The organism is Mesorhizobium sp. M3A.F.Ca.ET.080.04.2.1, from assembly GCF_003952525.1.
Classification (GTDB): Bacteria; Pseudomonadota; Alphaproteobacteria; order Rhizobiales; family Rhizobiaceae; genus Mesorhizobium.
Map to the genome: position 1 here is coordinate 5,948,920 of NZ_CP034451.1, position 20,384 is coordinate 5,969,303.

Here is a 20,384-nt window from a genome sequence, read left to right on the forward strand (position 1 = left end):
ACTGCCCGGCTCGATCAGAAAAATACCCCATGATGCTCAGGTCCGCCGCATCTCCTGGGTCCGTGGGGTCGGCCGGCCGGCGCTGGCACATAGTGGCCTCCTCGTACCGCTGCCAACCGCCGACCGGCCCCCTTTATTCACGACAGACAGAGTCCCGCCGCAGCCGCCCGCGATGGTTGTTGCGTGGGGGGATCGCCAAACAAAAACGCCGCCTCGAGGGCGGCGTTCGACATATCAGGAGAACCAGATTACTTGATCTTGGTTTCCTTGAATTCGACGTGCTTCTTGGCGATCGGATCGTATTTGCGGAACGACAGCTTGTCCGTCTTGGTGCGGCTGTTCTTGCTGGTCACGTAGAAGAAACCGGTGTCGGCGGTCGACAGAAGCTTGATCTTGATGTTTGCGGCTTTGGCCATGATGTTCGTCCGTTAATGTTCGTGGAGTTTTGGCCGCTGGAGCACGGGGAAAACACCCGGACGCGGGAAACTTGGCGCGACACATAAAGAACGCGCCCGGAAAGTCAAGCCCGGGCCGCCTTTGGGCGGGCTCAACCGCTGCAGCCCCTCTGTTATCAACCCCATCCCGAGGACAGCTATCAACCCCATCCCGAGGACAGCCTCGGCGGGATCAGGCTTCCTGCCGGACCAACGAGTCGGCCTTCTTCCAGTCGCCCGTCGTGTTCCACCAGCGGTTCGGATTGGCGCGGTCGTCGAGACCCTTGGAGCGGCTGGCAAGCAGCGGCTGGATGCGGATCACCGGTTCCTGGTAGGAGTGAGCCTGGAATATCGCCTCTACAACGCGGGCGGCGAGCGCCTGGTCGTCGGGAAGTTCGAAAGAGACCTCGACCGTGCCCGGCCGGCGGCGCAGTTCCGTCTCGGCGCCGGCCGCGGCACCATCGAGCGGCCGGTAGCGCTCGATGCCTTGGGCGCTCTGATAGGCATTGCTGTCATACTTGCCCATGCGCAGCGGCGTGATCGCCGTCACCGCCTCCATGATGCGCTCGACATCGGCGGCAGGCGCCTGAAAGGTGACGAGCAGAAGCAGTTCCATCCTGAGGGACCTGGTTTCAAAGCCGCTGTCGATCATCCGATCTCTCCTCACTCTTCCTGCGTTGAAGCAAGGGTATAGCAGGGGTGCTGCTGACACGGTGATGTCAGGATCGGCCGGCGCCGGCGGATTGGAGGTCAAAGAATCTTTCGCAGCAGCCTGACGCAGATCAGCAGCATATAGGCGGCAAAGAACAGCGCGAGCGACCAGCCGAAGCCCGACGGGCCGAAGGCATCCATGCCGATGCCGATCGCCTGGGGACCGAGCACCATGCCGACGCCGTAGCAGAGCACGAAGGCGGCGTTGGCGGAGGCGAGTTCGTGGCCGGAAAGCTGGGATCCCAGATGCGCGAGGCCGATCGTGTACATGGCCGCGACCACGCCGCCCCAGACGAACAGCAGAGCGGCCATCAGGTGCCAATCCTGCGCGAAGTAAGGCATGAAGGCGGTGCCGATGAGCCCGACCGCGGCGCAGGCCAGAAGCAGATGGCGGCGATCGGGAACCCGGTCGCTGATCATGCCCATCGGGATCTGCAGAAGGACGTTGCCGAGCCCGATCATGGTGAGCAACAGCGCGGCGTCGGCTTCCGAGTAGCCGATGCGGCTGCCATAGACCGGAAACAGGGCAAAGCCGCCGGTCTCGACGGCGCCGAACACCAGCACGGCGAAAGTGGCGGTCGGCACCAGCCAGATATAACGCAGGAAGTGGCTGGTTTCGCCATCGGCGACAATGGCCGGGCTTTCGTTGCGCGCCGCAAGCACGGGAATGCCAGCGAGCGTCACCAGTCCTATGGTGACGCCGAAGGGCAGGAAGCCGCTCGAACCGAGATGGGCGAACAGCCAGGGGCCGGCGGCGAAGCCGAGCGAAAGGACCGTGGCGTAGATGCCGAGCACCAGGCCGCGACGATGCGGCGGCGCCGAGGTGCTGATCCAGAATTCCGACAGGATGAAGAGCACTGTCAGCGAAATGTGCAGCACCACGCGCAGCGGAAACCACATCCAGAAGGCCGGTGCGAAATGGAAGCCAACAAAGGCGAGCGCGCCGGCGGCGATCATCAAAAGCATGGTCCAGGCAACGCCGAGCCGCATGGCAAGCGGCGTGGCGAGCGGGGCACCGGCGATCGAGGCGAGGCCGGCGATGGCCGTGTTGAGGCCGATCATCGAGGCCGAATGGCCGCGCGTTTCCAGAATGACGCTCAGCAGCGGCATGCCGAGGCCGATGGCGATGCCAACGACGCTGATCGAGGAGATGGCCGCGATCATCGGCAGCCAGTGTACGCGTTCGTCGCCCTGTTGCTGGGTATCGACCGTCATGGGATATGAATGCTCTGCTTCTAAAGGACTTCGCGGACGAAGCGGTTTCGGATCAGCCGGAAGAAGGGCACGGCGCCGCCCGGGCCCAGCAATGGATCACGGGCGAGCCGCTTATCCAGTTCTTCCAGGATCATGCGGGTAATGTCGGGAATGTCGGCCTTGCGGGCCTCGGCAAGCGGCAGCCAGACCAGTTCCTCCAACTCGTTGGTCGGCCCGCCATCGGGCAGTTCCACGGCGACGTCGCTGCGCCAGGCGCTGAAGAAGCGCGTGTCGAAGCGGCGCACCCGATTCGGGGGCGTGATGGCGCGCGCTATGACGCGCAGCCCATCGAGCGACGGCATCACGCCATGCTCGACAAAGCCCTGCCAATCGCGCTTTGCCGTCGCGAACGGGCCCTTGCGACCGATGAGCAGGCCGGCTTCCTCATAGGTCTCGCGGATCGCCGACAGGGCGATGGCCCGCGCCCGCGCAGCGCTTGTGCGGCCCGGACCGGTCGCGAGCTTGGCCTCATCCTGATGGTGGAGTGCGGCGGCGATAGGAATGCGGCTGTCGGCGGGATCTGTGCGGCCACCGGGAAAGACGAATTTTCCGGGCATGAAGGCGTGACCGGCATGGCGCCGCCCCATCAGGACCCGCACGTCGTTGCCCTTGCGGTCGAGCAGGATGAGGGTCGCGGCGTCGCGGGGACGAAGCGCCGGGCCGCTGCGTACGGCCAAGCCCTTGTCGAGCTTGTCGACATCCGCCATGGTCAGTCCTTCCATGCGCCCGACCTAGCGGAAACTTCTCGAATGGGAAAGTGACTTGCGCATCCCGGCCTTTGCACCAGCCTGCGGCCGGTCCTTTTCTTCAGGCGCGCGAATGTGGCTCGAACTCATCCTTTTCGCCGCCGAATCCGTGCATATAGAGCGCCCATTGCAGACCGATGACGGCGCCTTTGACCGGTTGCAGGAGCGCAACCGCAAGGAGGATGGTCATCGGCACCCAGATCAGGACGTGTTGCCACATGGTGAGCGTCGAGGTTGCCTCGACGCCCATGAAGCCGCCGACCACGATGTGGCCGACGATGACGATCACCAGATAGGCGGGCAGGTCGTCGGCACGGTGATGGTGAAGCTCCTCGCCGCAGACCTCGCATACGTCCAGGGTCTTGGCGAAGCCGCGAAACAGTTTGCCTTTGCCGCAATGCGGGCAGCGGCCGAGCATGCCGCGCTTCATCGCCGCCCACAGCGGACGCGCGACGCGGCCCGAATGATGTTCGCCGCCAAAAACCTGTTGCTCCATCATCTTCTCCTGCCGCGCGGCCCGAAACGCGATTGCGACGCGCGGGCGCGGCCCTTGGCCTTGTGAAACGACCGACGCGAGCCCGGCAAAGGCTTCGGGTCGGTCAGCATCTCGAAACGCATCGCGCCGGCCATGGGCGCGACCTCACGCAGCCGAACCTCGACGCGGTCGGCAAGCTGATACCCTTTGCCGGTGCGTTCTCCGAACAGCGATCGAGCGGTTTCGTCGTAGATATAGTAATCGCCGTTCAGACTTGACACCGGAATGAAACCATCTGCGCCATACTGCGGCAATTGGACAAAAAGTCCCGCCTTGGTGACGCCCGAGATGCGCGCGTCGAAGGTATCGTTGATGCGCTCGGCGAGATAAGCGGCGATCAGCCGGTCTACTGTGTCGCGCTCGGCTGCCAGGGCGCGGCGTTCCGTCGCGGAGATCAGCGCGCCGACTTCCTCCAGCCGATCGGCTTCGGCCTGCGTCAGGCCGCCCGGGCCGAGGCCGAGCGCGGCAATCAGTCCACGATGCACGATCAAGTCGGCATAGCGGCGGATCGGCGAGGTGAAATGCGCATAGCGCTTCAGGTTAAGGCCGAAATGGCCGATGTTCTTCGGCGAATATTCGGCCTGGCTTTGCGAGCGCAGCACCACCTCGTTGACCAGCGCCTCGTTGTCGGCGCCGCGCACACGCTCGAGTATGCCGTTGAACTGTCCCGGCCGCATCTGCGCGCCGCGCGCCAGCGACAAGCCGAGGGTGTGCAGGAACTCGCGCAGCGATTCCTGCTTGGCGAGCGACGGCGAGTCGTGGATGCGATAGACCAGAGGCTCCTTCTTGCCTTCAAGCGTCTCGGCGGCCGCGACATTGGCCTGGATCATGAACTCCTCGATCAGCTTGTGGGCATCGAGGCGCTCCGGAACGACGACGCGGTCGACCGTGCCGTCCTCCTTGAGCAGGATCTTGCGTTCCGGCAGGTCGAGTTCCAGCGGCTGACGGGCATCGCGGCCGCGCTTCAGCACGGCATAGGCGTCCCACAGCGGCTTCAGCACGGCGTCGAGGATCGGCTTTGTCTTGGCATCGGGCGCGCCGTCGATCGCGGCCTGCGCCTGCGGATAGGCGAGCTTGGCGGCCGACTTCATCATGACGCGGTGGAAGGAGTGCCTGAGCTTGCGGCCTTCTGCGGAAAAGGTCATGCGCACGGCGATTGCCGGCCGATCCTCACCTTCCCGCAGCGAACAGAGGTCATTCGAGATGCGCTCCGGCAGCATCGGCACGACGCGGTCAGGAAAATAGACCGAATTGCCGCGCTTCAGCGCCTCGCGATCGAGCGCCGTGCCGTAGCGGACATAAGCGGCGACGTCCGCGATCGCCACCGTGACGATAACCCCGCCGACATTCTTCTCATCGCTGTCGGGCGTGGCGAAGACCGCGTCGTCATGGTCCTTGGCGTCGGCCGGGTCGATGGTGATCAGCGGCAGGTCGCGCCAGTCCTCGCGCCCGGCAAGTGTCGCCGGCTTGACCGCGTCGGCTTCCGCGATGACGTCGGCAGGAAAGATGTGCGGGATGTCGTGAGCATGGATGGCGATCATCGAGACCGCCTTCTCGCTGGTGAGCGAACCCAGCACCGCCAGCACCTTGGCGCGCGGGAGGCCGTATCGCGACGCGCGAGCCGGCTCGACCTCGACAAGGTCGCCATTCTTGGCGCCGTTCTGGAATTCCTTCTCGACCACCAGTTCAGGCTGACGCCTTTCCACCGGCTCGATGCGGAAAGTACCGTCCTTCAGCACGCGGAAGACACCGAGCACAGCGTCGCTGCGCTTCTCGAAGATCTTCATCACGCGCCCGGTGTAGGCTGGGCCTGTGGGATCCTCAGTCGGGAAGGTCTTGGCCAGCACGCGGTCGCCGATGCCGGGCACAGGGCCGTTTGCGCCGCGCGAGATGCGGATGGCGATGACCGGCGGCGAGCCGGCGCCGGAATATTCGCTCGGATTGGCCAGCAGCACGCCGTCGTCATCGCGGCCGACAATGTCGAGCACAGCGACATGGGGCAGCGCGCCCGCGCGAGTGAGACGCTTGCGGCCCTTTGTCAGCAGCCCTTCGTCCTGCAGGTCGCGCAAAAGGTCTTTCAGCCAGATGCGGTCCTCGCCGCGCAGCGCGAAAGCCTTGGCGATGTCGCGTTTTCCGGAACGATCGGGGTTCTCGGCGATGTAGCGCAGGACTTCGTCGCGGGAGGGCCGGTAGTCGTCCTTGACGACCTTCGCCCTCGTGTCGGCGCTGCGCGGATCGCCGTGGCTTCTTCCGGAGATCCTGCGCGCCACGCCCGCTATCCTTTCTTCGCTGCCTTGCGGAAGGGCTTCTTGCCGCCTCCGCCCTTGGCTTCCTTGTCGGCGATCAATGCGAGCGCCTCTTCCATGGTTACCGATTGCGGGTCCTTGCCCTTCGGCAGCGTCGCATTGACCTTGCCGTAATTGACATAGGGACCGTAACGCCCGTCGCGCACGACGATCTTGCCGCCGCCGTCGGGATGGTCGCCCAATTCCTTCAACGCCGCGGGTGTCGCGCCGTTGCGGCCTGCCTTGCCCTTCTGCTGCTTCTCGGCGATCACCGAGACGGCGCGGTTCAAACCGATCGAGAACACGTCCTCGATGCTTTCCAGATTGGCATAGGTGCCATCATGCAGCACGAAGGGGCCGTAGCGGCCGAGGCCGGCCGAGATCATCTTGCCGGTTTCCGGATGCTTGCCGACATCGCGCGGCAATGCCAGCAGGGCGAGCGCCTTCTCATGATCGATCGACTCGGCCGTCCAGCCCTTGGGGAGGCTGGAGCGCTTGGCGTCCTTGCCTTCGCCGCGCTGGATATAGGGGCCGAAACGGCCACTGCGCAGCGTGATCTCTTCGGCAGTGTACGGATCCTTGCCGAGCAGCTTGACGCCGTCCTCGCCGTTGCCGTTCTCGCCGTTCGGGTTGGCGGCGTCGCCGAGCTGGCGGGTGTAGGAGCATTCGGGATAGTTCGAGCAACCGACGAAGGCGCCGAACTTGCCGAGCTTCAGCGACAGGTTGCCTGAGCCGCATTTCGGGCAGATGCGCGGGTTGGAGCCGTCTTCACGCTCCGGGAACACCAGCGGCGCCAGTTCGTCGTTGAGAGCGTCGAGCACGTCGGTGACGCGCAGTTCCTTGATGTCGTCGACCGCGCCGGAAAATTCCTTCCAGAAGTCGCGCAGAACGTCCTTCCAGGCGAGCTTGCCGTCGGAGATCTCGTCGAGCTTTTCCTCGAGCGAGGCGGTGAAGTCATATTCGACATAGCGCTCGAAGAAGCTTTCGAGGAAGGCGGAGAGCAAGCGCCCCTTGGCCTGCGGCACCAGCTTGCGCCGATCGATGGCGACATAGTCGCGGTCCTCCAGCGTCTTCAGGATCGCCGTGTAGGTAGACGGCCGGCCGATGCCGAGCTCTTCCAGCTTCTTGATCAGCGACGCCTCGGAATAGCGCGGCGGCGGCTCGGTCGTGTGCTGGGTGGCGTTGATCGATTGCCGGGCAAGCTGTTCGCCGGCGCGGATCTCGGGCAGGCGGCGGCTCTCCTCGTCCTCCTCGTCCTCGTCCTTCTGGTCGGTATAGGCGGCGATGAAGCCATCGAAGCGCACGACCGAGCCGACCGCGCGAAGCTCGGCGGTGCGGGCGCTGTTGACCGCCTCGATCTCGACCGTGGTGCGCTCGATCTCGGCCGGCTGCATCTGGCTGGCGATGGCGCGCTTCCAGATCAGTTCATAAAGCCGCGCCTGGTCGGCATCGAGATATTGCCGGACGGAAGCCGGCGTGCGCTTGAAATCGGTCGGGCGGATCGCCTCGTGCGCTTCCTGGGCGTTCTTCGCCTTGGCCGAATAATAGCGCGGGTTTTCGGGCAGGTATTTCGCGCCGAACTCGCTGGCGATAGCATCACGCGCCGCAGCAATCGCCTCCGGCGCCATCTGCACGCCGTCGGTTCGCATATAGGTGATGAGACCGGCGGTCTCGCCGCCGACATCCATGCCTTCGTAAAGCTTCTGCGCGACCTGCATGGTCCGGTTGGCCGAGAAGCCCAGCCGCGACGAAGCGGCCTGCTGCAGCGTCGAGGTGGTGAAGGGCGGGCCGGGATTGCGCTTGGTCGGCTTGGCTTCGACCGACATCGCCTTGAAGACAGCGCCCTCCAGCATCGCCTTGATGTCGTCGGCCTGCGCCTTGTTGGCGATGTCGAGCTTTTGCAGCTTCTTGCCGGCATAGGCGGTCAGCCGGGCCTCGAAGCTGTCGTTGCGCGGCGTGCCGAGGATGGCGGCGATTTGCCAGTATTCCTCGCGGATGAAGCGTTCGATCTCGGATTCGCGGTCGCAGACCAGGCGCAGGGCCACCGACTGCACGCGGCCGGCAGAGCGAGCGCCAGGCAGCTTGCGCCACAGCACCGGCGAAAGCGTGAAGCCGACGAGATAATCGAGCGCGCGGCGGGCGAGATAGGCGTCGACCAGCGGCGCATCGATCTGGCGCGGATGCGCCATCGCCTCCATCACCGAAGCCTTGGTGATGGCGTTGAAAACGACACGGCTGACCGGCTTGTCCTTCAGCGCGCGCTTCTGTTTGAGCACTTCCAGAACATGCCAGGAGATCGCCTCGCCCTCGCGGTCCGGGTCGGTGGCGAGGATCAGCCCGTCGGCGTCCTTGACAGCCTTGGCGATGTCCGCAAGCCGCTTGCCGGAGGCGGTGTCGACTGACCAGGACATGGCGAAGTCCTCGTCCGGGCGCACCGAGCCGTCCTTGGCCGGCAAGTCGCGGACATGGCCGAACGAGGCCAGGACCTTATAGTTCCTGCCGAGATATTTATTGATTGTCTTTGCCTTGGCCGGCGATTCGACGACGACGACGTCCATGAGGTCTCATATCAGCTGTGAGGCGGCGGAAGAACTCCGCAACGCACGACGAAATCCCACCTTTTCGTCGCTCACATGGCCGCGCTTTTGCGATCGGTCAAGGGGAAGGAGCCAATTTGCCGGGCCATTGCCGGCCTTACACTCTTAGAGTGTATGGCGAAGATCACATTTTTGGAGATGCGGCGGTTCCTGCCTCGCAGCCGTCAAAGAAACACCGATGACCCGACCGCTCCACCGAGCCTTGCCGATGCCTTCGATGCAGCGCTGTCGAAAGCCAGTTCCGGCTGCCGGCGAAAGACGATGCCGGCAGCCGGCCGATGAAACTCAGTCGGCCTCGACCATGTGCCAGACACCGCCGGCGCCTTCGCCAGTCATGTCGCCGGCCTTCTTGTCCTTGACGAAAGTGTAGACGGGCTTCCCCTCATAGGCCCACATCGTGGTGCCGTCGGTGCGCTCGACCACCGACCACTCGCCGTCAGCCTTGGCGCCGGCCTCCGCCTTCAGCGGCGGCCAGTTCTTGGCGCATTTGTCGTAGCAGTTGGACTTGCCCTTCTCGTCCTTGTCGTAGGTGTAGAGCGTCATGCCCATGGCATCGGTATAGATCTTCTTGCCGCCGACCTCGGCTTCCTTCCACGCCTCCGCGGCATGGGACGCGGTAGAGCCGAGCAAGAGGGCTGCAAACCCGAGTGCAATCGATTTCATGACAAATCTCCCTGTGAACAAGCACGCGGCGATCGCGCGCCTGTCGTCAACGCATCGAGGAGGCCGTTTCTTCCGCGACAAGGCGACCACATGCCACACAATGGTGATTGGCAGGAGGCGGCCGGCGTCGCTATATCGGCGCCAGCACAGTGGGGCCATGAAATGGCATTGGACATCGGCTATGTCAGCGCGGTCGGGGCAGGGGCGGTGTCGTTCCTGTCGCCCTGCGTGCTGCCCCTGGTGCCGCCCTATCTCTGCTATATGGCCGGCGTTTCGGTCGACGATTTCCGCGGCAATCAAGGCGTGACGGCGCGGGAAGGCGCGCGCAGCGCGCTGCTCTACGCTTCGCTTGCCTTCGTGCTCGGCTTCTCCACCGTCTTCGTTGCGCTCGGCGCAGGCGCCTCCACCATCGGCAGGCTGCTGCGCGTCTGGCAGGAACCGCTGGCGATGGTGGCGGGCGCGCTGATCATCGTCATGGGGCTGAATTTCCTCGGCGTCCTGCGCATTCCGCTCCTGTCGCGCGAGGCGCGGTTCCAGTCGCAAGGCAAGCCGGCCAACCTGGTTGCGGCCTATGTGATGGGCTTGGCGTTCGCCTTTGGCTGGACGCCCTGCATCGGCCCAGTGCTTGGGCCGATCCTGACGCTGGCCGGCGGACGCGAGACGGTGGGAGAAGGCGCGCTGCTGCTCGCGGCCTATTCGCTCGGGCTCGGTGTCCCCTTCCTGATCGCGGCGCTGTTTTCCGGCGCCTTCATGCGATTCCTGGGAAAATTCCGCGTCCATCTCGGTCGCGTCGAGAAGGCGATCGGCGCGCTGCTGGTCGTGGCCGGCGTGTTCTTCCTCACCGGCGGCGTGCAGAGCGCGTCCTACTGGCTGCTGGAAAATTTTCCGGCGCTGGGACGGCTGGGGTGATTTTGCCATAAGGGACGTCGCGTGGCCGGACGCGACGCCCAGGAGCGCGCATATCTGCAACCGCGACGATCACTCCGGCACGACGATCACTCCGGCACGCCGGCAATGCCCAGCGCCTCGACGTAACGCTCGGCGAAAACCTTGTCCAGCCACGGGTTGATCTGTCTCTGTAGGGTGAGCGTGTAGGTCGGGAACGCCTCCATCAGCCGCTGCGCCGCCGCCTGCGCCTCTTCCAGCCGGTTGAGTTTGACCAGCGCCATGATGACCACCCGGTGCGAGGAGCCATAATTCGGCATCTCGTGCAGAGCGCGTTCTCCCCACGCCAGCGCTTCCTTGTAGCGCTCGAGCATCAGATAGCTCATCCCGATGCCGGAGAGCGCGATTCCCTTCTCCGGGTCGACCGGGCTCAGCCGCATGGCCCGGTGAAAGTGCTTGATCGCGACGAGCGGGCGGCTGGCATGTGCGTTCACCCAGCCGCAGCCCGTGTGGCCCTGCGCCGAATTGGGGTTGAGCAGCAGGGATCTTTCGATCGTGCCCAGCGCCATTTCGTATTCCTTCGCGCTGTAGGCGATCACCTGCGCCGCGAAGCGTAGGCTCGTGGGATCGTCGCGCGCTTCCGCCAGCACCTCGCGCGCCATGCGCGCGGCGACTCGGGTATCGTCGGGCTCGTGCCAGCACTGGCTCACGGACAGGCTGCGGATATAGGCGCCGAGTGCCTTCGCCAGGTTGAAACCGGGGTCGATGCTGAGCGCCTCGTTGGTGAGCCGGCGCACGTCGGCAAAGCCCTCGCGCGTCATGCTGTAGAAGCGCGGCAGCGCGCGAAGATAGAGGTCGTAGGCGCTGATGTAGTCGGTCGGCTTCATGCGCGCCTGCTTGATCTCCTCCAGCCGGATGCTCGGCTCGACAGCGCCGACGACGCTCTCCGTCACCTTGTCCTGCAGGTCGAAAATGTCGCTCACCTCGCCCTCGAAGCGGCCGGTCCAGACATGGTGTCCGCTGATCGCATCCACCAACTGCCCACTGATGCGCACCCGCGATCCTGCTCTGCGGATGCTGCCTTCGAGCACGTAGCGGACGCCCAGCTCGCGCCCGACCTGGCGCAGGTCTACCGCCCGGCCCTTGTAGGTGAAGGACGAGTTGCGGGCGATCACGAAGAAGGAGTTCACCCGGCTCAATCCCGTGATGATGTCCTCCACCAGCCCGTCCGCGAAGTATTCCTGGTCGGGGTCGCCGCTCATGTTGGTGAAAGGCAGAACCGCGATCGAGGGTTTCTCGGGCAGGGGAGGCGGTGCAGCCGCCGAGGCGCCGGCGTCGGTCTCGACGCGGTAGGCGCGCACAGGCCGTTCGATGTTCTTGAGGCGCACGTCGCCGAGCGGCGTGAAGCCGCAGTCGAGCTTGCCCTGAAGGTGGTCGTAGGCAGTGCCCGAGACGACCACGGCGCCGGGATCGGCGATGCTTTCGAGGCGGGCCGCGATGTTGACCCCGTCGCCGTAGAGGTCGCCGTCCTCCTCGCAGACCACGTCGCCGAGATTGACGCCGATGCGCAGGCGAATCCGCTCTTCCTCGGGCGTCTGCTCCTCGTGTTCTGCCAGGGCCTGCTGGATCGCCATCGCCGAGGTCACCGCGTTGACGACGCTCGCGAACTCGCAAAGCATGCCGTCGCCGGTGAGCTTGACGATGCGACCCCGGTGCTCGGAGACCAGCGGTTCGAGAAGGTCCTTGCGGTAGATCTTCAGCCGCTCGAGCGTGCCGCGTTCGTCACGCTCAATAAGGCGCGAATAGCCGACGACGTCGCACGCCAGGATGGCTGCGAGGTGGCGCTGCGTGGTCAATGCACCGTTCGGCCAAGCGCCTGCATGCGGGCCGCCCCGCGTCCATGTCCTGCCAACTTCCAGACGCGCCACGCGCATGGTATCCATCTCTCCCAGTCTCCGCCCGTCGCCGCTTATGGCGCGGAAAACGCGGCTTGACCTTGCCTTCACGAGATTTCGCTATCCCGCTTGCGAGGCGTGGAGCATTCCGGTCGCCGCACCAACAGCCAACCGACGACACGCCGACGCAATATCCGGAAGTGCCGACACAGCACTCCCAGAAGACCGCAGATATTTCCTGCCCTGTGTAACCGGCTGACGCCACTGTGGCGGTGCTTTTGTATCTGGTATCACACCAGACGTTCGCTTAGAGAGGCTCCGCCGTCTCACCGGAATTTAACCGCATTGGTGCAGCATGAGCAGCGTTGCTAGCATGCTGATTCAAACGCTTTTCGTACGGTTGCCCTTTTATGAGCCAGAGATCCTGCCTGTCCGTCATCCTTGCCGCCGGCGAGGGCACGCGCATGAAAAGCGCGATGCCCAAGGTGCTGCATTCCATCGCCGGCCTGCCGATGGTGGCGCATGTCGTCAAGGCCGCGGAGGCGGCGGGCGCAACGGGCCTGGCGCTGGTGATCGGGCATGGCGCCGAGGAGATGCGCAAGGCCGCGCAGAAATTTGCGCCGAAGGCCGAGACCTTCGTGCAGGAGGAGCGGCTGGGGACGGCACATGCAGTGCTTGCCGCGCGAGAAGCGATATCAAAAGGTTACGACGATATCCTCGTCATGTTCGGCGACACGCCGCTGATCGACGCGGCAGCGCTGGCAGCCGCCCGGCAAAAGCTGGCGGACGGCGCGGCGATAGCGGTCATCGGTTTTCGTCCGCCCAATCCGACCGGCTACGGCCGGCTGATCGAAGAAGGCGGCCGGCTCGTCGCCATCCGTGAGGAGAAGGATTGCTCCGCGGCCGAGAGGACGATCGGCTTTTGCAATGCGGGCATGATGGCGGTGGCGGGCAGGCATGCGCTCGCGCTGCTCGATCGGGTCGGCAACCGGAATGCCAAGGGCGAGTACTATCTCACCGACATTGTCGAGATCGCCAGCGCGACGGGCCTGACGGTCGTTGCCACGGAAACCGGTTTCGAGAGCGCGCTCGGCATCAACAACCGGGCCGAGCTTGCCGAGGCGGAAGCCATCTGGCAGGCACGCCGGCGGCGCGAAGCGATGCTCGGCGGTGTGACGCTGATTGCGCCGGAAACCGTCTATTTCTCGCACGACACCGAGATCGGCGCCGATACCATTGTCGAACCGAATGTCTGGTTTGGCCTGGGCGTCAAGATTGCCGCTGGCGCCACCATCCATGCCTTCAGCCATATGACGGGCACTACGATCGGGGAGAACTGCGAGGTCGGGCCGTTCGCGCGGCTGCGGCCGGGTGCGGATCTGAGAAAGAAGGCTAAGGTCGGCAATTTCTGCGAGGTCAAGCAGGCGACTGTCGAGGAGGGCGCCAAGGTGAACCACCTGACCTATGTCGGCGATGCGCGCGTCGGTGCGGGGGCCAATATCGGCGCCGGCACCATCACCTGCAACTATGACGGCTACTCCAAATTCTTCACCGACATTGGCGAGGGCGCCTTTATCGGCTCGAATTCCTCGCTGGTGGCGCCGGTCACGATCGGCAGCCGCAGCTATATCGCCTCCGGGAGCGTGATCACCGAAAGCGTGCCGGACGATGCGCTGGCCTTCGGCCGCGCCCGCCAGAAGACGCTGCCCGGCAAAGGCAAGGAGCTGCGGGAGCGGTTTGCGTCGGTCGCGGCGGCGAAGAAGAAGGCGGCGGAATAGGTCGGATAGGTCTTAGAGCGTTCAGCTTTTGCCAGGATCGCTGATGCGCTCTAAGTATTTGTTTTTGCGCAATTCCCGACGGAAAACTCTACGCATTTTCCCGGCTTACGCTAAAACAGCCAAAGATAGACTATTCTGCCGAGCGCGCCGAGCAGCAGCGTCAAGGCGGCGAACGACTGGATGAAGAATCCAGGAAACCGCTTCAGCGGGGCGGCCAGATATCCGACAAAATAGGCGATGCGGCCAATCAGCCAGACAAGGCCGAAACCGGCGGCCCAGTTCGGGCTCCAATAGACGGCGAACAACCACATGGCCGGCAGGAAAATCGGCAGCCATTCGATTGTGTTCAAATGCGCGCGAACGGCGCGTTCGAGCAAAGGGTCACCTGTCATTGTCGGCGCAAGGATCCCGGTCGTGGAGTGCGTTCGGGCGACGGTCAGCGCCATGCCGAATATGGCCAAGCCGCACAAAAGCGTGACAATCGCCACCGGATAATATTGTTCCATCTCGGATACCTCTTCAGTTTGTCGGATCGGGTCGCGACCTGTCGCCGGAATGCAATCCGTCGTGGTTTGCAGATGGAGTACGGCCGAACAACAATTGCAACCGCAAAGATAAACGTTCGCATTCCAGAGGCGTTGACAAGCCGAGCGATTGCAGTAACCGGGTTGCAAGTGCGGCGTGTCATGTTGCATGCATCAAAGACCGTTCCGGCTGATACGGAACGAAACGCAAAGTGACTTTCGCGGCAAGCCGGCAATCCTTAGATAGCGCTGGGTTTGCGCTGGGAATCGGGGTCAGGGTATGTGCGGTATCGTTGCAATTGTCGGCCAGCAGCAGGTCGCGCCGCTCATCGTCGATGCGCTGAAGCGGCTCGAATATCGCGGCTATGATTCGGCGGGCGTCGCCACCATCGAAAACGGCGAGCTCGGCCGCCGCCGGGCCGAGGGCAAGCTGGTCAACCTCGAACGCCGGCTGAAGGAAGACCCGCTCGACGGCACGATCGGCATCGGCCATACACGCTGGGCGACGCATGGCGTGCCGAACGAGACCAACGCGCACCCGCATTTTTCCGACGGCGTTGCCATCGTCCACAATGGCATCATCGAGAATTTCGCCGAATTGCGCGATGAATTGGTTCGCGACGGCTACAGCTTCTCGTCGCAGACTGACACCGAGGTCGTTGCGCATCTGATTGCGCGGGAGCTTGCGAAAGGGCTGAAGCCGGTCGAGGCCGCGCACAAGGCGCTGAAGCGGCTGTCAGGCGCCTTCGCGCTGGCGATCATGTTCAAGGGCGACGAGGATCTGATCGTTGGCGCCCGAAACGGTCCGCCTTTGGCCGTCGGCCATGGCGACGGCGAGATGTTCCTTGGTTCCGACGCCATTGCGCTGGCACCCTTCACCAACGCCGTCACCTATCTGGAAGACGGCGACTGGGCCGAAGTGCGCCGCAACAGCGTGACCATCTACGACATCGACGGCAACAAGGTCGACCGCAAGCGCCAGCAGTCGCTGTCGACCAGCTTCATGGTCGACAAGGGCAACCGCCGGCATTTCATGGAAAAGGAAATCCACGAGCAGCCGGAAGTGATCTCGCACACGCTGGCGCATTACGTGGATTTCGTCTCCGGCGTGTCGAAGCCGCTCGACCTGCCGTTCGACTTCGCCAAGATCGGCCGGCTGGCGCTCTCGGCTTGCGGCACGGCCTATCTCGCCGGGTTGATCAGCAAATACTGGTTCGAACGCTATGCGCGGCTGCCGGTCGACATCGACGTCGCCTCGGAGTTCCGCTACCGCGAGATGCCGCTGTCGGCCAATGACGCGGCCTTCTTCATCTCGCAATCGGGCGAGACCGCCGACACGCTCGCCTCGCTGCGTTATTGCCGCAAGGCCGGCATGAAGATCGGCGCGGTCGTCAACGTGCGCGAATCGACCATGGCGCGCGAATCCGATGTCGTGCTGCCGACGCTCGCCGGGCCGGAGATCGGCGTCGCCTCGACCAAGGCCTTCACCTGTCAGCTGTCGGTGCTGGCGTCGCTGGCGGTGCGGGCTGGCGTTGCGCGCGGAGCGATCTCGCGCGATGAGGAAAAGCGGCTGGTGCGCGAGCTTTCCGAGGCGCCGCGCTTCGCCACCCAGGTGCTGAAGCTCGACGAGCAGATCGAACGCATCTCGCGCGAACTCTCGCGCTACAAGGATGTGCTCTATCTCGGCCGCGACACCAATTTCCCTTTGGCCATGGAAGGGGCGCTGAAGCTCAAGGAAATCTCCTACATTCACGCCGAGGGCTACGCGGCCGGCGAACTGAAGCACGGCCCGATCGCGCTGATCGACGAGAACATGCCGGTGATCGTGATCGCGCCGCATGACCGCATCTTCGAGAAGACCGTGTCGAACATGCAGGAAGTGGCGGCGCGCGGCGGCAAGATCATCCTCATCACCGACGCCAAGGGCGCCGCGCAGGCGGGTATCAAGACGATGGAGACGATCATCCTGCCCGATGTGCCGGAGATCATTTCGCCGATCATCTACGCGCTGCCGATCCAGATGCTGGCCTATTTCACCGCCGTGTTCATGGGCACGGACGTCGACCAGCCGCGCAATCTGGCCAAATCGGTGACGGTGGAATAGGTCTACATAACGATACGCCGAGCTGTATCAATTAATGATACAGGGCCTTGCACTTCATTCAAAGGCAAGACAGTTGAAGCGGTCGCCGCCGGGAAGGCGATGTGGAGATCGTTGATTACCATGAGCGGGCACTCGCCCTAACCCTTTGAGGATACTGAGCTATGCTCAAGTTCGCACGCCCCATCCATCCTGGAGAATTCGTCCGCGAGGAATATCTTGTTCCTCTCGGCATGAGTGCTGGCGCGCTCGCAAAAAAGCTCAATCTTCCGCGTACGCGTATCGAGCGTATCGTCAAGGAAGAGGTAGGCCTGACGCCTGACACGGCGCTTCGCCTTGCGAGGTTCTTCAACACCACACCTGAGTTTTGGATGAACTTCCAGAAGGCCTATGAGCTGGAGACCGAAGCGATGAAGATCGCGGCGGAACTCGAGAAGATCGTGCCGCTCGAAGCCGCCGCATAGCGCGGATTCTTTAAAAACTTCGCAGTTCCAAAGCGGCTTGCGGTTCACTAATGTTCAACCGCAACCTGCGCTGCGGTGAACCCATGTCCGACGCCCTGAAGACTTCTGGCATGACCCGGCTCAGGAACTATTTCCTGACGGGCTTCATCGTCTGCGCGCCGCTGGCGATCACCGCCTATATCGCCTGGTCACTCATCGGCTGGGTCGATTCCTGGGTGAAGCCCTACATCCCGGCGCGCTATAACCCCGATACCTATCTGCCGTTTCCGGTTCCGGGCTTCGGGCTGATCGTGGCGCTGGTGCTGATCACGCTGATTGGCTTCCTGACGGCAAACATCGTCGGCCGTGCCATCGTCAATTCCGGCGAGCGGCTGCTCGGCCGCATGCCTCTGGTGCGCGGCATCTATCGCTCGCTGAAACAGATTTTCGAGACGGTGCTGTCGAACAAGGGCGACATGTTCCGCCAGGTCGGGTTGGTCGAGTATCCGCGAAAAGGCGTCTGGTCGCTGGTTTTCGTCGCCAGCGAGAAGGAAACCGAGATCAACCAGAAGCTCGATCAGGAAGGCGATCCGCTGATTGCGGTATTCATGCCGTGCACGCCGAACCCGACCACCGGCTTCCTGATGTATGTGCATAAATCCGAGATCGTGCTGCTCGACATGACGATCGAGGATGGGGCCAAGCTGATCGTTTCGGCCGGCATGGTGGCGCCGGAGGTCAAGGCCAAGCTGGTGACGCTGAACGGCGAGCCGATCGAGGGGGCGCTCGCCAATCCGGCGCTCGGCACGGCTCAGCCGGCGCGCAGCAGCCGCACCGCCTCATCGCGCCCGAACAGGTAAAGCAACAGCCTAAGCGCCTGTCCGCGTTCGGACTGCAGTTCCGGATCGCGCGACAGGATCAGCCTTGCGTCGTCGCGCGCGCCTTCGAGCAGGTCGGCATGGAACTCGATGCGTGCGACCTGGAAGCCAGGCGTGCCGGATTGCCGGGTCCCAAGAAGCTCGCCTTCGCCGCGCAGCTTGAGGTCCTCCTCGGCGATCCGGAAACCGTCCTCAGTCTCGCGCATAACCGACAGACGGCGCTTCGCCGTCTCGCCGAGCGGGTCTTTGTAGAGCAGCACGCAGGAGGAGGGCTTGTCGCCGCGCCCGACCCGGCCGCGCAACTGGTGCAACTGGGCAAGGCCGAAGCGCTCGGCGTGTTCGATGACGATGATCGTGGCGTCCGGCACATCGACGCCGACCTCGATGACGGTGGTGGCGATCAATATGCGTGTTTCGCCCTGCTTGAAGGCGCGCATCGCCTCGTCCTTCTCGGCCCCCTTCATGCGCCCGTGAACCAGGCCGATCTGGTCGCCGAAGAGCGGCTTGAGTGAAGCGAAGCGGTCTTCCGCCGACATCAGCTTGATCTCTTCGGATTCCTCGACCAGCGGGCAGATCCAGTAGATCTTCTGACCTTCGGCGACGGCATCGCGCATCCGTGCGACCAGCTCATCCAGCCGCTCCAGGGGCAAGGTGACGGTGCGGATCGGCTGCCGGCCGGCCGGTTTTTCGGTCAGTTTCGAAACGTCCATGTCGCCGAAGGCGGTGAGCACCAGCGTGCGCGGGATCGGCGTCGCCGTCATCACCAGCATGTCGGGCGCGTCGCCCTTGGCGGTGATCGCCAGCCGCTGGTGGACGCCGAAGCGGTGCTGCTCGTCGACCACGGCAAGGACGAGGTCGTGGAAGGTCACGGATTCCTGGAACAGCGCATGCGTGCCGACGACGATGTCGATCGCACCGCTGGCGAGGCCTTCCAGCGTCTCTGTGCGCTCATGGCCCTTTTCGCGCCCGGTGAGGATAGCGGTGCGCAGGCCGGCTTGCTCTGCCAATGGTGCGATGGTTGCCAGGTGTTGGCGCGCCAGGATTTCGGTCGGCGCCATCAACGCGGCCTGGCCGCCAGCCTCCACCGCGCGGCCCATGGCAAGCAGCGCGACCACAGTCTTGCCGGAGCCGACGTCGCCCTGCAGCAGGCGCAGCATGCGCTCGGGATCGGCGAGATCGGCATTGATCTCGCCGAGCGCGAATTCCTGGCTAGGGGTGAGCTTGTAGGGCAGGGCCGAGCGCAGTTTCTCGACAATGCGGCCGTCGCCAGTGAGCGGGCGGCCCGACAGACGACGGATCTTTGCCCGAACCAGCGCCAGCGAGACCTGGCCGGCCAGCAATTCGTCATAGGCGAGGCGCCGCCAGGCCGGGCCTTCGACGGCAACGTCGATCGGGTCGGCGGGAGAATGAATGCGGGCGAGCGCGTCGCCGAAGGACGGAAAGGTGTGGCGGCGCATGAAAGCGTCATCCAGCCATTCCGGCAAGTCGGGCAGACGGCTGAGCGCCTGCCCGATGGCTCGGCGCAGCACCTTAGCCGACAAGCCTGCCGTCAGCGGATAGACCGGCTCGACCAACGGCAGGCCCTCGGCCTCGTCAATCGGCGCGATATGGTCGGGATGAACCATGCTCGGCCGGCCGTTGAACCATTCCATGCGGCCGGAGATGACGACCCGTTCGCCTTCCGGCAGCATCTTCTGCAGATAGGCGGCATGGGCATGAAAAAAGGTCAGCGCGATCTCGCCGGTGTCGTCGTGAGCGTAGACCCGGTAGGGCACCGACCTGTTGCCGCGCGGCGGCGGCTGATGGCGGTCGACGCGCACCTCGAGCGTGACGATCTGGCCCTCGGCGGAGAGCGCGATGCCGGGCCGGTTGCGCCGGTCGATCACCGTGTTGGGCAGTACGAACAGAAGATCGGCGGCGCGCGCGGCGCGGTCGCCGAGATCGGCCGGCACGACCCGCTCGATCAGCGTTCCCACTTTCGGACCAACGCCGGCAAGCGAGGTTATCGGAACGAATAATGGGTCGAGGACGGAGGGACGCATCAGCGCAGCGCCTGTTGCGTATCCGGAAAGGCCGAGTTCCTTCGCGCCCCCCTCTGTCCTGCCGGACATCTCCCCCACAAGGGGGGAGATTGCCAGCTTCGGCGCCTCACCCATTCCGTAACGTTGAAGGTTGGCGAAAACGGACGTGCAGGCTGATCTCCCCCCTCGTAGGGGAGATGTCCGGCAGGACCGAGGGGGGCATGAAGGAATGCAGTCATTTCAAATTGATTGTCGGCTGTCTTACTTTGCCTTGCAAGGCTGACACCGATCTCTATCCACGCTATATGCGCCGCTTCGAACAGGGATGCGGCGCCATGACCGGTACACAGCGATCAAGCGAGGGGCTGGATGCCCGCCGCCGCAAGCTCCTGTTCCGCTCCTGGCATCGCGGCATGCGCGAGATGGATCTCATCCTGGGTACCTTCGCCGATGCCGAGATCGGCGCCTTGACCGGCGACGAAATCGCCCAATATGAAAAGCTCCTCGAAATCCCCGATACCGAATTCCTTCCGTTGATCACCGGCGAGCGCCCGGTTCCGCCCGATATCGATTGCGCGGTGCTGCAGAAGATCCTGGCGTCGCGCCGAACGATGACATTTTGAACGTATCAAGC

17 protein-coding genes are annotated in these 20,384 nt (G+C 64.1%); 6 read left to right on the top strand and 11 right to left on the bottom strand.

Features of this window, described 5'->3' with window-relative positions; genetic code table 11:
* Positions 1–248 precede the first annotated feature (248 nt).
* The 8 genes from rpmG to EJ074_RS28410 all read right to left on the bottom strand — a co-directional run bounded on the left by rpmG (position 249) and on the right by EJ074_RS28410 (position 9,225).
* The gene (gene rpmG / locus EJ074_RS28375; protein WP_040995604.1) at positions 249–416 is read right to left on the bottom strand and encodes a 50S ribosomal protein L33; all 168 of its coding nucleotides are present in this window, start codon (positions 414–416) and stop codon (positions 249–251) included.
* A gap of 211 nt (positions 417–627) precedes the next feature.
* The gene (locus EJ074_RS28380; protein WP_095806115.1) at positions 628–1,086 is read right to left on the bottom strand and encodes a hypothetical protein; all 459 of its coding nucleotides are present in this window, start codon (positions 1,084–1,086) and stop codon (positions 628–630) included.
* Positions 1,087–1,184: 98 nt separating this feature from the next.
* Positions 1,185–2,360, bottom strand: coding sequence for an MFS transporter (locus tag EJ074_RS28385; protein ID WP_095806114.1), 1,176 nt, complete (start codon positions 2,358–2,360; stop codon positions 1,185–1,187).
* A gap of 20 nt (positions 2,361–2,380) precedes the next feature.
* Entirely contained in the window at positions 2,381–3,121 is a 741-nt protein-coding gene (locus EJ074_RS28390) for an NUDIX hydrolase (RefSeq protein WP_095806113.1), read from the bottom strand.
* Positions 3,122–3,206: 85 nt separating this feature from the next.
* Positions 3,207–3,641: a DUF983 domain-containing protein gene (locus tag EJ074_RS28395; protein WP_095806112.1), complete on the bottom strand. Its 435-nt coding sequence runs from the start codon at positions 3,639–3,641 to the stop codon at positions 3,207–3,209.
* Entirely contained in the window at positions 3,641–5,950 is a 2,310-nt protein-coding gene (gene rnr / locus EJ074_RS28400; protein ID WP_095806111.1) for a ribonuclease R, read from the bottom strand. The genes EJ074_RS28395 and rnr overlap by 1 nt, the downstream gene beginning before the upstream one ends.
* 5 nt (positions 5,951–5,955) lie before the next feature.
* On the bottom strand, positions 5,956–8,523 hold the full coding sequence (gene topA / locus EJ074_RS28405; RefSeq protein WP_129553930.1) for a type I DNA topoisomerase: 2,568 nt from the start codon (positions 8,521–8,523) through the stop codon (positions 5,956–5,958).
* Positions 8,524–8,847: 324 nt separating this feature from the next.
* Positions 8,848–9,225, bottom strand: coding sequence for a hypothetical protein (locus EJ074_RS28410; RefSeq protein ID WP_095806109.1), 378 nt, complete (start codon positions 9,223–9,225; stop codon positions 8,848–8,850).
* Between the two features lie 162 nt (positions 9,226–9,387).
* On the opposite strand from EJ074_RS28410, the gene EJ074_RS28415 reads away from it, so the two are divergent.
* Entirely contained in the window at positions 9,388–10,134 is a 747-nt protein-coding gene (locus tag EJ074_RS28415) for a cytochrome c biogenesis CcdA family protein (RefSeq protein ID WP_095806108.1), read from the top strand.
* Positions 10,135–10,220: 86 nt separating this feature from the next.
* Here the strand turns inward: EJ074_RS28415 and EJ074_RS28420 are convergent, their stop codons facing one another.
* A complete protein-coding gene (locus EJ074_RS28420; protein WP_245420345.1) occupies positions 10,221–12,053 on the bottom strand; it encodes an adenylate/guanylate cyclase domain-containing protein in 1,833 nt (610 codons plus the stop codon).
* Between the two features lie 362 nt (positions 12,054–12,415).
* Between EJ074_RS28420 and glmU the strand changes: the two genes are divergently transcribed.
* The gene (gene glmU / locus EJ074_RS28425) at positions 12,416–13,783 is read left to right on the top strand and encodes a bifunctional UDP-N-acetylglucosamine diphosphorylase/glucosamine-1-phosphate N-acetyltransferase GlmU (RefSeq protein WP_095806106.1); all 1,368 of its coding nucleotides are present in this window, start codon (positions 12,416–12,418) and stop codon (positions 13,781–13,783) included.
* 110 nt (positions 13,784–13,893) lie between these two features.
* On the opposite strand, the gene EJ074_RS28430 is transcribed toward glmU, so the two are convergent.
* Positions 13,894–14,478 carry an MAPEG family protein gene (locus EJ074_RS28430; protein WP_348626981.1) on the bottom strand — a complete coding sequence of 195 codons (585 nt, stop codon included), beginning with the start codon at positions 14,476–14,478 and terminating at the stop codon, positions 13,894–13,896.
* A 109-nt stretch (positions 14,479–14,587) separates the two neighbouring features.
* Here EJ074_RS28430 and glmS point away from each other — a divergent pair, with 109 nt between their 5' ends.
* The 3 genes from glmS (at position 14,588) to EJ074_RS28445 (ending at position 17,711) form a co-directional block, all read left to right on the top strand.
* On the top strand, positions 14,588–16,411 hold the full coding sequence (glmS, locus tag EJ074_RS28435; protein ID WP_095806104.1) for a glutamine--fructose-6-phosphate transaminase (isomerizing): 1,824 nt from the start codon (positions 14,588–14,590) through the stop codon (positions 16,409–16,411).
* Positions 16,412–16,572: 161 nt separating this feature from the next.
* Entirely contained in the window at positions 16,573–16,872 is a 300-nt protein-coding gene (locus EJ074_RS28440) for a HigA family addiction module antitoxin (RefSeq protein WP_095806103.1), read from the top strand.
* An 83-nt stretch (positions 16,873–16,955) separates the two neighbouring features.
* A complete protein-coding gene (locus EJ074_RS28445; protein WP_095806182.1) occupies positions 16,956–17,711 on the top strand; it encodes a DUF502 domain-containing protein in 756 nt (251 codons plus the stop codon).
* On the opposite strand, the gene recG is transcribed toward EJ074_RS28445, so the two are convergent.
* Positions 17,663–19,771 (bottom strand): ATP-dependent DNA helicase RecG, encoded by a 2,109-nt coding sequence (gene recG, locus EJ074_RS28450; protein ID WP_095806181.1) that lies wholly within the window; start codon positions 19,769–19,771, stop codon positions 17,663–17,665. The two genes, EJ074_RS28445 and recG, sit on opposite strands and share 49 nt — an antisense overlap.
* Before the next feature lie 314 nt (positions 19,772–20,085).
* Between recG and EJ074_RS28455 the strand changes: the two genes are divergently transcribed.
* A complete protein-coding gene (locus EJ074_RS28455) occupies positions 20,086–20,373 on the top strand; it encodes a succinate dehydrogenase assembly factor 2 (RefSeq protein ID WP_095806180.1) in 288 nt (95 codons plus the stop codon).
* The last annotated feature ends 11 nt before the right edge of the window (positions 20,374–20,384 follow it).

Excerpts from the sequence above, each read along its gene's own strand:
- recG (WP_095806181.1), bottom strand. The coding sequence starts at position 19,771 with ATGCGTCCCTCCGTCCTCGACCCATTATTCGTTCCGATAACCTCGCTT.
- EJ074_RS28395 (WP_095806112.1), bottom strand. The coding sequence starts at position 3,641 with ATGGAGCAACAGGTTTTTGGCGGCGAACATCATTCGGGCCGCGTCGCG.
- rpmG (WP_040995604.1), bottom strand. The coding sequence starts at position 416 with ATGGCCAAAGCCGCAAACATCAAGATCAAGCTTCTGTCGACCGCCGAC.
- EJ074_RS28380 (WP_095806115.1), bottom strand. The coding sequence starts at position 1,086 with ATGATCGACAGCGGCTTTGAAACCAGGTCCCTCAGGATGGAACTGCTT.
- EJ074_RS28430 (WP_348626981.1), bottom strand. The coding sequence starts at position 14,478 with ATGCAACATGACACGCCGCACTTGCAACCCGGTTACTGCAATCGCTCG.
- EJ074_RS28445 (WP_095806182.1), top strand. The coding sequence starts at position 16,956 with ATGTCCGACGCCCTGAAGACTTCTGGCATGACCCGGCTCAGGAACTAT.
- EJ074_RS28440 (WP_095806103.1), top strand. The coding sequence starts at position 16,573 with ATGCTCAAGTTCGCACGCCCCATCCATCCTGGAGAATTCGTCCGCGAG.
- glmU (WP_095806106.1), top strand. The coding sequence starts at position 12,416 with ATGAGCCAGAGATCCTGCCTGTCCGTCATCCTTGCCGCCGGCGAGGGC.
- EJ074_RS28420 (WP_245420345.1), bottom strand. The coding sequence starts at position 12,053 with ATGGATACCATGCGCGTGGCGCGTCTGGAAGTTGGCAGGACATGGACG.
- EJ074_RS28455 (WP_095806180.1), top strand. The coding sequence starts at position 20,086 with ATGACCGGTACACAGCGATCAAGCGAGGGGCTGGATGCCCGCCGCCGC.
- EJ074_RS28385 (WP_095806114.1), bottom strand. The coding sequence starts at position 2,360 with ATGACGGTCGATACCCAGCAACAGGGCGACGAACGCGTACACTGGCTG.
- EJ074_RS28415 (WP_095806108.1), top strand. The coding sequence starts at position 9,388 with ATGGCATTGGACATCGGCTATGTCAGCGCGGTCGGGGCAGGGGCGGTG.
- EJ074_RS28390 (WP_095806113.1), bottom strand. The coding sequence starts at position 3,121 with ATGGAAGGACTGACCATGGCGGATGTCGACAAGCTCGACAAGGGCTTG.
- glmS (WP_095806104.1), top strand. The coding sequence starts at position 14,588 with ATGTGCGGTATCGTTGCAATTGTCGGCCAGCAGCAGGTCGCGCCGCTC.
- topA (WP_129553930.1), bottom strand. The coding sequence starts at position 8,523 with ATGGACGTCGTCGTCGTCGAATCGCCGGCCAAGGCAAAGACAATCAAT.
- EJ074_RS28410 (WP_095806109.1), bottom strand. The coding sequence starts at position 9,225 with ATGAAATCGATTGCACTCGGGTTTGCAGCCCTCTTGCTCGGCTCTACC.